This window comes from Acinetobacter sp. YH12251 (assembly GCF_013417465.1).
Taxonomy (GTDB): domain Bacteria; phylum Pseudomonadota; class Gammaproteobacteria; order Pseudomonadales; family Moraxellaceae; genus Acinetobacter; species Acinetobacter amyesii.
In genome coordinates this window covers 1-11,174 of sequence record NZ_VPDZ01000029.1, presented here as the reverse complement: position 1 = coordinate 11,174, position 11,174 = coordinate 1, and the positions used below count along the sequence as shown (strand labels likewise).

The window sequence follows — 11,174 nt, the reverse complement described above, 5'->3', positions numbered from 1 at the left end:
CAATGGCTTTTATGGCTTCAGCTTTAAATTCTGCGGTGTAAGTCTTCTGTTTCTTGCTCATGGTAAACTCCTAATGAGTATGTATAGTTTACCAAGTTAAACCCTCCTGTTTTTTAAGCACACATCACTAATGTAGAAAATGGTTTATCCACTAAGTACCAAAAATTTTCTAGAGCTTCTGCATTTGTTAAAGGTTTAATTAGTGAAGATATTATTGAAGATTTCCCTATTCCTCCTAATTTCTCAAATTTTAATAGCAATCCAAAAGATTCTTTTGCTGAAATAGCTAGATGTTATATTGAGGATGATAGCCATTTTGATCATCAAGATATTAAAGTTATCATGGATCGGTTTGAGTTAGAGCACTTGCAAGCTAAAGCTCTAAATTATTCTTTAGGCGCAATAGATATCATTCATAAAAAGGCCATTGTTGATATATATAAATGGGAAGAGGATTGGGAAAAGGTAGAAAAAATAATAGAACAGCTAAGTGAGAATGATCTTGAAAAATTAAGATGTGTAACTGATTTTAATTCTTTTTATCGTAGACGTGAAAGAACACTGGAAGAAGCATTCCAAATATTATATTCAAAATTTGGAGATAATATTCCAGCAGTAAAATATTGGCCTAAAGGAATGGAAGAATTTTTTCGTACGAAAGGTTGGAAAAGTAGCAGGGTTAAAAACTTATTAAATGGGATGTCAACCAATATTGATGATATGACTATCTTGAATAAAAGTATTAACAATCTGTTATTGGAACAAAAAGAAAAATTTAATAAAGTTGAAACTTACTATATTGATTCAGATGGAAGGGATGATCCTAGGACTATTGAACTAGCATTGTCGATTCTTTATGCACACTATGGACGTATTTTACCAGAATCAATAAAATGGCCTAAAGGTATAAGCGACTATCTGAAATATAGAAAATGGGGTTCTTCTAGGGTACATTCAGCATTTTTTCCAACTCCAGAAACATTAGCTCCTTTCATTGTGGGTTTACTTTCTCATATTGAAATTGCACCAAATGTTGATTGTGTTGCTTTTTATACATATTTAACAAGTTTTAAGCCTAGTTCGAAAGAAGGAAAAACACATGTTTTTATGGACAAACCTAGAGCAAATAAGCCAATAGAAAAAGATATAAAAACAACAGATCCTATGATTTCATTATGTATCAAGCATTCTGAAAGAATGATTTCTGTATTGAAGAGTATTCAGACTAATGAGTCAAATAGTCTAATTCTACAAAAAAAGACCCCATTATTTATACAACGCAATACTATGAGTGCAAGAAGAGATATCCATACTTTAGATAGCTCTACAGTAGTAAATATTGTTAAGAGATTTTTAGCTGATTTAGCTAAAGAAGATCCCTTTATTTCGCCTTTAGTAGAAGGTGGATGTACTGGACAAAATTTTAGACCAACCATAGTATTGATTCAAAAATTGTGTGGAGAAAGTACGAGGGTAATTCAAAAATTACTGAATCACTCTAATTCCGAAACAACGAAAATCTATACTGAGCGTGTATTAACGCAATCCATGATATTGAGTAAATCTAAAAAATTTCAGAACTACCTTGTTGAAAATGCATTAAAAAATGATTCTTCTAATAACCGACAGCTATTAAATACAGCAATAGAAGATGCTGTAGATGAATGGATCAATTGTGATGCTAAGAGAATATGGTTTAAAGATGATGCGATAATTGCAGAGTGGATTGCATGGGAAAAAATCATAAGTGATTCTGAGAATGAATTGAAGTTTCAAAATCCAATAAGATGGGAAAAATACTGGTTGCCAAGGTTGGTCAAGTATCAGAGTTTACTAGAAAATGTTCTGGAGATTGATAAAAAATCTGCTCTAACACTAGCTGAAACTATTAAGCTTCCCCCCTTATCTTAAGAGTTATATATGATTGAAAATTTAAAGTCGTATGCCATTTCAGCGCAACAAGATAATGATAGAGAAAAGCATGATAATCTTATAAATCATGAAATAGCTTGGTTAAAAAATAAGTATGAGGATGATGTTTGGAAATTAAAACCGCATATTATTACTGATGATAAGTCAAGATATACAATTAGCTGGAATGTTTACACTTTAGAAAACTATAAGGGTATTTTTCATAGATGGGATTATTGGAAGAATGCCGCAAAAGAACTTGCATATTGGATAATGGAGGCTTCAGAAAGCAAATGTAACACCACTAGCACTTTAGCTATAAGTTGCCGTAGTATCCGAGAATTTTACGAATGGTTGTGTTTTGAGCGAAATTGTTTTGATTTATCAGAAGTAAAACAGGATGACATAATTTCATTTTGCGAACATATATCGCTAAGAGGATTAACGCAAAACTCTGTTCTAATGAAGTTGACAGTGATTTCACATATTTATTCTTTAAGGAAATATTTAAAAGAATCATTAAGCTTTAATCCTTTTAAAACAAAAAAAATATACTTGTTAGCAAAAGCCTATTCAGTTCAAAATGGACATACCCCTACACTTTATCCTCAAGAAATTTTTGCTTTATTAAATCATGCTCTTAAGTTGGTAAAAGAGTCTGAATATACTTTGAGTTTACTTAAACAATATATGGAGATACATTCAGATAGTTCTATATATCATAGATCAATGTACGCGAAATTTTATAAGCTAACAGGTATTAAATCGAGTGAACTACAAAGTAAAGTCCGTGCTCTATACGGTGCGGCAGTAACAATCATTTTGATGTTATTGGCTGAGCGAAAGCATGAACTATCACTTACTAAAGAAGCTGATGTTTTAGAGCTATTAAATACTGAACTTGATATTCTTATTGGGTTAGAAAAAAAAACTGCGGGAACACAAACAGGAAAACGAACAGAACGGGCTGTTATTCAAGAAGTTAAAGACGCGCTTGGCGTTATTTTAGAATTGGCTTCATATAATCGAGAAAAATCAAAAAATGAAACAATCTTACTAAAATTACCTTTTGGTCATTCAGACAGTGGAAAAGGTGATAAAACTTTTTACCTTACTACAAATGGACTATATGTCATTTTAAGGCATTTTGCGGAATCAGCAAAATTTGAAAGAATAGAATTAAAACCTCATATGTTTAGACGAGCATATGCAATGTTGTGGACTTGGAGATTTGAGATAGGAGATTTGGAAGAATTATCCTTGATGTTGAAACATAATAGTACGGCTTTTACAAAGAAATATACGGATGATGAAGACATTTGGCAGTTTATGGGGGAGACAGAGCAAGATTTAGCATTTGATCTATTAAATAGAGCTTTCCAAGGGAAAATTATACTAAGTGGACAAATCAGTGAAACCCTTGAAAGGTATAGTAGACTAATTCAAGCTAAATCAAAATTATTGGACTCCACAGCTATTGCTGATTTTGTGGATGAATTTATTCAAACCAATGACATGCGTGTAGTTGCTCATTCAGATGGATACTGTTTCATCAATAATAAAGGATTAGACAAAGCTTTATGTCGGACTGATGGTATAGGCTTAGATCCAATAAAGAGAACAGACTCTTTATGTTTAAAGTGTCCTAATTTTGCTATTGATAACTCTCGTAAAGCTCACTGGGAGAGAAGAATCAAATTACATCAAGATGTTATTGATTCTAGTAAAAATAAAAAACTTGTTGAAAGTTCTAAAATATTTATTTCTCAAGCAGAGAAGATGTTAAATTCCATTCAGTTGGCTGAGAAATCGAAAGTTACCTCATAGTTTTATGGGAAGTGTTAAGGATTAAACTTGGATATATTAAATTGGATAACTTGAGTAGGATCATTTGTGGCAAACAGTAAAGATAAATTTGAAAGGGCTATAAGAGAGTCATTTGAGCAACTTCAAAATATTGGTGGAAAGAAAATTACCAAAGCAGAAATTATTAACAATGCTAAATTTGAAGATGGTTCTTCTGTTGGTCAGACTACTTTGTATGCGAAAAATAGTGTGACAAAAGCATACATACATGCTGAGTTACTACAAGAGCTAGATAAAAAAATTGCAGACATTGCTTCAAACAAGCCACAGAATGAGAAAAAAAAATCATCCAAGCAAATCATTGAAGAAAAAACAAAACAGATTACAGAACTCAAGCTAAAGAATAGTCGATTATTGGCTCAATTTACTGAATTAGAGGATAGTTTAGAAAATACAGTTCATCAGAATGATGAAAATTGTATAAAGAATCTTGAAACAAACTTGTATATAGTAACTTCTTTGTTAAATCAAAAAATTGGAGGATATAAGAAATTGAATCATATAATAAAAAAATTTGAGGTTAAGTATCATGGAAGTGAAAGATTGAAGGAAGCGAAAGATCAAATTCAAACAATGAAAAATGATATAGAATATTCTAAAATTATTTCCATTGCGGAAAGTTTTAAGGATCGCTGATAACCTTATATAGTAAGTTATTGTTGGTTGGTTTTAAGTTAAATATATATTGAATTCAAGAGGTTATGATGGCTAGAGGTTCTGTTAATAAGGTCATTTTGATTGGCTCATTAGGAAAAGATCCAGAGACTAAAACTTTTCCTAATGGCGGATCGCTAACACAATTTTCTATTGCTACTAGCGACTCATGGGTAGATAAAAATACTGGTGAACGTAAGGAACAAACGGAATGGCATCGTATTGTATTGCATAACCGTTTAGGTGAAATTGCTCAGCAATTTTTACGCAAAGGTTCTAAAGTATATATTGAAGGTTCATTGCGTACGCGTCAGTGGACAGACCAAAATGGTCAAGAGCGTTACACCACTGAAATCCGTGGCGATCAAATGCAAATGCTCGACTCTGCTAACCGTGGACAATCTGACCAGCAAGATGGTGGCTTTGCTCAACCACGTTTTAACAATAACCAAGGCGGTTATGGCAATCAGAACCAAGCTCCAGCCACAGGTTATGCGAATCAAAATCAAGGTGGTTTTAACCAAAATCAGGGTGGTGGCTATGCCAACAATAACCCAAGTGGTTTTCAGCCGAAAACACCACAATCGGCACCTATGACCTCCACAACTCCCCCTGCTGATTTAGATGATGATCTGCCGTTCTAGTACACCCTAGAGACCATGTTTTGTAAAGTTTATAAAATTATTCTTTATTAGCAGTTAGTTACAAAAGAAATTTACAGACACTAGAAATAGTTCTGTAAATTTTTTTATTTAATATATTATGATATTTAATACTTAGATATTTTGTTAAATTTAATTATGATGTCTGTTAAAAGATTTGTAATGAGTAGTAGAGAGAGATTTGCTGTTCTTTTGAATAGTGATGGCGTTCCTATCTATCCTAATTAAAAACTGTTTTTTAATAATTTGGAATATAAATAAGATTTAGTTAAAATTAACATTATTCATATAAATTAACATTATGTATTACATTTACTAATAATTTAAAATAATTAGTAGAAAAAAATTATGTTTTAATTATTTCTTTGATTATATAAGTTGAGAGTAAAAAATGATTAATACAGAATTTTCAAAGTGTATTTCTGCATGTACAAACTGTTCACTTATTTGTACTGAATGTGCAACTTCTTGTTTAAAAGAAAAAGATTTAGAGATGATGCGTGAATGTATTCAACGTTGTCTAGAATGTGCAGATATTTGTCAGTTATGTGTGCGTATGCAACAACATAACTCACCTTTCCTCAAAGAGATTTGTGAGCTTTGTGCTAAGATCTGTGAATATTGTGCGGAAGAGTGTGAAAAACATTCACATGATCATTGTAAAAAATGTGCTGAGGCTTGCCGTCAGTGTGCAGAAGAATGTCGAAAAATTGCCATGTAAAATACTTCAATAATGTTAATTATATGGCTCTAGACTAACATAATCATTCTGCTAGTCTAGAGCCTTTCCTAAAATTAACATAATACACCTTATACGAAGCCAAAAATGGGAGCTTTAAGCTCCCATTTTTAGTCTTTAATTCGCTTTTTCGCTTCGTCATAAACTATGCTATCAGCTCGTTTTCCGACGGTAATGAGCAGGATAACTACCTGATCATCTTTAACTTGATAGACAAGTCGGACACCAGCTTTTAATAATTTGATTTTATAGCAACCTGCAAGATCGCCTCTAAGCATATTCTTTGGAATATGTGGCTGCTCTATGACTTTGGCTAGTTTCTTTTTAAATTGATCTCGTATAGCAACAGGGAGTTTTCCCATTCTGCTGTAAAGTCCTTGTGACGTAAAAGCTTATAAGTCATCTAATGTGACTTCCTCAAACATCTCTTTAGGATCATTAATGCGCTTACGGACAAGAGCTAATAATTCTTCATCTTCTTCCGAAAGCAAAGCTTTTTTGACAGGCAGTTTCCCAGTCGTAGCAACATACTCAAGAATACTAGTGAAGAAATCAGTAGGTGCAATACCTTGCTCTTTAAGGATTGAATAAGATTTTTCTTTAAGGGCTTCATCGATCCTGAAGTTAACAGTAGCCATCATATTTCCCAAGTATTTAATGTACTAGGAATATTGTAATGCAAATTGCATTACAAGTCGACTTCGCATAACAGCCATTATGTTAAATGGAAGGAAGCAAAATAAGTTAACATTTTGCTTCCGGCCACATTAAGCTAGAGTTTTATTTAAATAAAGCTATTTAGTAATCATTAAATTAATTAAAATCTAAATCTAACACCAGCTCCATATAACCAACCTTTCTCAGAGTTTGATTCTATTTGCCACGACGTTTCATCATTACCTTTTGAATACTCATAGGCAATGTCGATATACGGCATGATCTTTTTACTGATTTCATAGCGAGTTTCAAACCCTGCGGTTGCACTGCTTAAACCAGTTTTTTTCGCATATTTAGAGTCATCACTAAAGATAGCATCCAACTCTAAATAAGGTTGAATAATCAACTTTTGCGTAATCAGAAAATCACGTTCCGTTTCTAGGCTAAAGCCCGCATAATTGTCTTCTCCCGCATAGAGATAAGCATCAGTTTCAAAGAAATATGGCGCCATACCATGTAAGCCAATCACCGCATCAACATTTTCTTCGGTGTCTTTGCGATGATCATTGAGTTCAACTTTTTCACTACGATAACGTGCACCAATCTGTGCATCCCAAAAGTCTGAAATCATACGGCTATATAAAAGTTTGGCATCATAATGTGCATCATGCGATTCTTCTTTATCGGCATGAATTTTAATAAAAAGCTTATTTTCATCTGTGCCAATACGGGTTTCAAACTCTGACTTTAAATCACCTGTGCCATCTTCATTGACAAGCCACTTATTGTCCACTGTCGTAATCGCATAAATTTGCGCACCGTGTTCTGAGCGATGATCATAATGCGAACTCTGCTGAGCATTCGCATCTGGTACATGATGTAAATGATTAACCGTAGATGTTGCCTGATGTTGTGCCTGATTCATTTGGCTATGGTTCATTTGAGAGCGATCCATTTGCATCGGCTGATTTTGACTAGAAGATGTAGCAACTGTCATTTTTTCAGGCGCACTATGATCTTCACCATTATGTGCCAAACTCACTGCACTGACCATCAACAAAGAGCTTGCTAAAACAGTTTTAGAAAAAAGATTAATGGTGCGCATGTTGATCTCCTTTCTGTACTTTTTGATCTTGCTGTTTCTCTGTTGATTTGTGATGCATTGGCTGATGACCTGCATGTTGATGGTTCATCGGTGCTGAATGTGCAGCATGATTCATTTTCCCCATCATCTGCATGTGTTGTGCATGCTCTTGTGGAGAATGCTGTGAATGATCCATCTCAGACATCGCTTGATGATTCATTGATGGTACATTTTTTCCATCAGTCTGAGCAGTTGAATGATGCCCTTCGTGCGCCAAACTTAAGCTTGTTAAACTCAATACCGCAACAGAAAAAAACGCTTTAAATACAAAATTAGTGATGTGCATGTCCAGCTCCTTTTTGCTCAGTTACTTGGTGAGTTTGAGTCGAATTTGTACCTTGAATTGGCGTTGTAGACACTTGTTCATCGCTAACATTTGCCACGATCAACTTGTTCATCATTCCTGCACTCATGTGATACAACAAATGACAATGGATTGCCCATTCGCCCAACTCATCCGCAGTTAATAAAGCAGTCACTGTTTTACCCGGTGGTACAATCAATGTGTGTTTATTCGGCATATCTACCGACTCTTGACCATTCTCCAACTGCATAAACATGCCATGTAAATGCATGGGGTGCGCCATCATACTGTCATTAATAAATTTGATACGGATACGCTCGCCATACTTCACTTTTAATGGCTCAGCATCGCTGAATTTTTTACCGTTAATCGTCCAAATATAACGCTCCATAGTACCGCCCAAACGCACTACTAATTCACTGCTAGCTTCACGAGTATCTTTTTGCGGTTCTAAAGATTTTAAATCACTATATTGCAAGGCTTTATTGCCCGCAGGTGTAGATGCATTTGCCCAACCATAAACCACTTGATCATTTTCTTGTGGTTTTGCTGTGCCATGCTGTGAATGATCCATTTTCGAGTGATCCATGCCTTGCATATCGCCATGGTTCATTTTTGAATGATCCATTTTCGAGTGATCCATGCCTTGCATATCGCCATGGTTCATTTTTGAATGATCCATTTTCGAGTGATCCATGCCTTGCATATTGCCGTGGTTCATTTTCGAATGATCCATTCCTGCATGATCACCGCCACCATGTCCCATATCTTCCATGGTCAAAAGTGAGCGTGGACGTGGTGCAGGCATATGAATGCCATGTGTCATAGGATTTAATTCATTGTGCAGTGTACCAATCGCATAGCCTGCACGGTCAATTGACTCAGCTTCAATTTGATAATGTCCGCCTTTGGGCTCCACAATCACATCATAAGTTTCAGCTGTGCCAATACGAAACTCATCCACAGCAACAGGTTTTACAGGCTGACCATCAGCACTGACCACAGTCATTTTCAAGTTAGGAATACGGACATCGTAGAAAGACATCGCAGATGCATTCACAAAACGTAGGCGAATTTTTTCATTCGGTTTAAACATTCCTGTCCAATTTTGTTCAGGTGTTTTGCCATTAATGAGGAAGGTATAACCTGTAACATCCGACATGTCGGTTTTTAGCATACGCATCTGATTCCACATTTTGCGGTCAGACCATGTCGCTTTTATGCCATCACGTTTAACCTGCTTCCAAACATCACCCAAGGTTTCACGCTGATCTTGATAATATTCAGCTGAAATTTTAAGATCTTTCTGAATTTGATCACTGGTTTTTTCATGAAAATCTGACAACATCACCACATAGTCACGTTCAGCTTTTTCATGTGCTGCCAATGGTGTTTTACCTTTTGGATAAATCACAAAAGAACCATATAAGCCGTCCTGTTCCTGTCCTTTAGAATGAGCGTGATACCAATAAGTCCCGCTTTGGCGAATCTTGAATTTATAAACATACTCGCTTTGAGGCTTAATACCGTTAAAACCATTAAATCCCGGTACACCATCCATAATGCCCGGCAACAACAGTCCGTGCCAATGAATAGAAGAATCTTGGTTTTTTAAATTATTTTTCACGCGAATGATGGCTTCATCACCCTCTTCAAACTCAAGCAAAGGCGCAGGAAATTGACCATTTACGGTAATGCGCTTTACAGGCTTTCCAGTTGGGCTGACCACTGCTTCATCAATAACAAGCTGATATTCACGCACTTCGGCAAAAACCAAAGGCGACGATGCAAAACAAATACCTGCTAATAGGTACGAACTAATTTTATGAGACATAACTTAACCTTAATTTTTGAAAAATAAATAAATTTTAAAAAAATTGGTTAAGTTTTAGGAGGACGTGAAATTTCTTGCCAATACCCATTTAGATATTGGTTGGGGTAATAAAAATTAGGCTGATCTATAGAATAGAAGGTATCTAGGGGATCTAGCGAGCTTTGCAAAGAATGAAGACATGAGATCTGTGTCTGGCAGGATAAGCTAGAACATTCCTGACACTTTTTGTGATCTATATTCTGATTAAGAGCTAAATGATTATGGCAATCGGTATTCGTCTGTACTTCGTGATTAATACCATGTTGAGTGACTTGCTGTGCTTGATCTAAACAATGATCTTGGCTCATTTCAGTTTGCATATTGATATGCATTATCTTTACTGATGCAACAGACACACTACTCCATCCTATGGCAAAAACCATAAGAAAACAAAACCAAAGTTTTTTGGAGAGATGAGTCAACACGAATGCTATCTAGGAATAGAATTTAATCCAAAATATCTTAACGGAATTTCAAATATTTACAACCCAATATAATTTAGTAGTTTCTCTAAAATTAACATAATACACGTTATGCGAAATTAGAAAAATGAGTTTATTGCACTGATATTTATCTGTTTTTTAAATTTTAGACCTGGGTTGGTGCCCAGGTTTTTTTATTGCGTATAACAGCCATGATGTTAAATAGTTCTCTTTTTAGATAAATATTCATGTTTTCAATACATGCTAATTAGAGATTTTGAACTCAAGCAATTCTATAAAATTTTAACTTATGTGTACCTCTACTTTTAACTTCGGTTATTTATGGGAGGATTACCGGTGGCCTAACTTAAATAAAAAGTCTCCGACAAACCCGGTACGGTTCACTATCTATTGTTATTCTTACCTGAAATTGATGTGAGCTTATAGAGACAAGGTAAATTTGCAAAAGTGCCGGCTATTCAGTGTTCATTGAATGTTTAATTTAATTTATTAAGCTTGACCTTGGAGTGGCTCTAAGCCTTATACTTGGTACAAATTTTTCGATTGTTATGATGATGCGTTCTACTACATGGATTACAGTCTTGGTTGGATTGTTCATGTTCCAAAGCTTTTGGAATGTGGCGGCGGCCTTTTGTGTCCATGAACAACAGCCTCAATCACAGCAGAGTTATCATTTTGGTCATCACCAAAATACCTTGTGTGCCAGCGATAGTCGTCAACACGATCATAATGGACAGTCAGAAAACATAAAAACATTCAGTAGCGATTTAGAAATCGGTGAAGATCATCAAGATCATCTACCATCGATGACGCATTTGATTGTACAAAATGAAAAAGTAGATGTGTTTCATCCAAGCTCTGAAGTTAAAGTGAATCCACAATTTCATTGGAAAAACAGCTATCAGGCTCCTGACCTGTTTC

General features: G+C 34.9%; 10 protein-coding genes and 1 pseudogene. 6 read left to right on the top strand and 5 right to left on the bottom strand.

Annotation, left to right across the window (positions count from 1 at the left end; all coding sequences use genetic code 11):
- Positions 1–366 precede the first annotated feature (366 nt).
- From FTV27_RS17285 to FTV27_RS16395, 5 genes are all read left to right on the top strand, one after another.
- The gene (locus FTV27_RS17285; protein WP_257230048.1) at positions 367–1,911 is read left to right on the top strand and encodes a site-specific integrase; all 1,545 of its coding nucleotides are present in this window, start codon (positions 367–369) and stop codon (positions 1,909–1,911) included.
- 9 nt (positions 1,912–1,920) lie between these two features.
- On the top strand, positions 1,921–3,738 hold the full coding sequence (locus FTV27_RS16410) for a site-specific integrase (RefSeq protein ID WP_257223819.1): 1,818 nt from the start codon (positions 1,921–1,923) through the stop codon (positions 3,736–3,738).
- 66 nt (positions 3,739–3,804) lie between these two features.
- Positions 3,805–4,413: a hypothetical protein gene (locus FTV27_RS16405; protein ID WP_180074805.1), complete on the top strand. Its 609-nt coding sequence runs from the start codon at positions 3,805–3,807 to the stop codon at positions 4,411–4,413.
- A gap of 68 nt (positions 4,414–4,481) precedes the next feature.
- Positions 4,482–5,075, top strand: a complete 594-nt coding sequence (gene ssb, locus FTV27_RS16400) for a single-stranded DNA-binding protein (RefSeq protein ID WP_180074804.1) — start codon at positions 4,482–4,484, stop codon at positions 5,073–5,075.
- Between the two features lie 409 nt (positions 5,076–5,484).
- A complete protein-coding gene (locus tag FTV27_RS16395; protein ID WP_016658833.1) occupies positions 5,485–5,814 on the top strand; it encodes a four-helix bundle copper-binding protein in 330 nt (109 codons plus the stop codon).
- A gap of 128 nt (positions 5,815–5,942) precedes the next feature.
- Here the strand turns inward: FTV27_RS16395 and FTV27_RS16390 are convergent.
- The 5 genes and pseudogenes from FTV27_RS16390 to FTV27_RS16370 all read right to left on the bottom strand — a co-directional run bounded on the left by FTV27_RS16390 (position 5,943) and on the right by FTV27_RS16370 (position 9,771).
- Positions 5,943–6,235 (bottom strand): annotated as a pseudogene (locus FTV27_RS16390) (type II toxin-antitoxin system RelE/ParE family toxin).
- Positions 6,225–6,470 carry a type II toxin-antitoxin system RelB/DinJ family antitoxin gene (locus FTV27_RS16385; protein ID WP_000246755.1) on the bottom strand — a complete coding sequence of 82 codons (246 nt, stop codon included), beginning with the start codon at positions 6,468–6,470 and terminating at the stop codon, positions 6,225–6,227. Before FTV27_RS16385 ends, FTV27_RS16390 begins: the two are co-directional and overlap by 11 nt.
- A gap of 179 nt (positions 6,471–6,649) precedes the next feature.
- A complete protein-coding gene (locus tag FTV27_RS16380; protein WP_154320112.1) occupies positions 6,650–7,594 on the bottom strand; it encodes a copper resistance protein B in 945 nt (314 codons plus the stop codon).
- A complete protein-coding gene (locus FTV27_RS16375) occupies positions 7,581–7,919 on the bottom strand; it encodes a hypothetical protein (RefSeq protein ID WP_004897649.1) in 339 nt (112 codons plus the stop codon). The genes FTV27_RS16380 and FTV27_RS16375 overlap by 14 nt, the downstream gene beginning before the upstream one ends.
- On the bottom strand, positions 7,906–9,771 hold the full coding sequence (locus tag FTV27_RS16370; protein WP_104470970.1) for a copper resistance system multicopper oxidase: 1,866 nt from the start codon (positions 9,769–9,771) through the stop codon (positions 7,906–7,908). Before FTV27_RS16370 ends, FTV27_RS16375 begins: the two co-directional genes overlap by 14 nt.
- Before the next feature lie 1,033 nt (positions 9,772–10,804).
- Between FTV27_RS16370 and FTV27_RS16365 the strand changes: the two genes are divergently transcribed.
- Positions 10,805–11,174: cation efflux protein, CzcI-like (locus tag FTV27_RS16365; RefSeq protein ID WP_257230047.1), on the top strand; the 370-nt coding region annotated here is incomplete at its 3' end.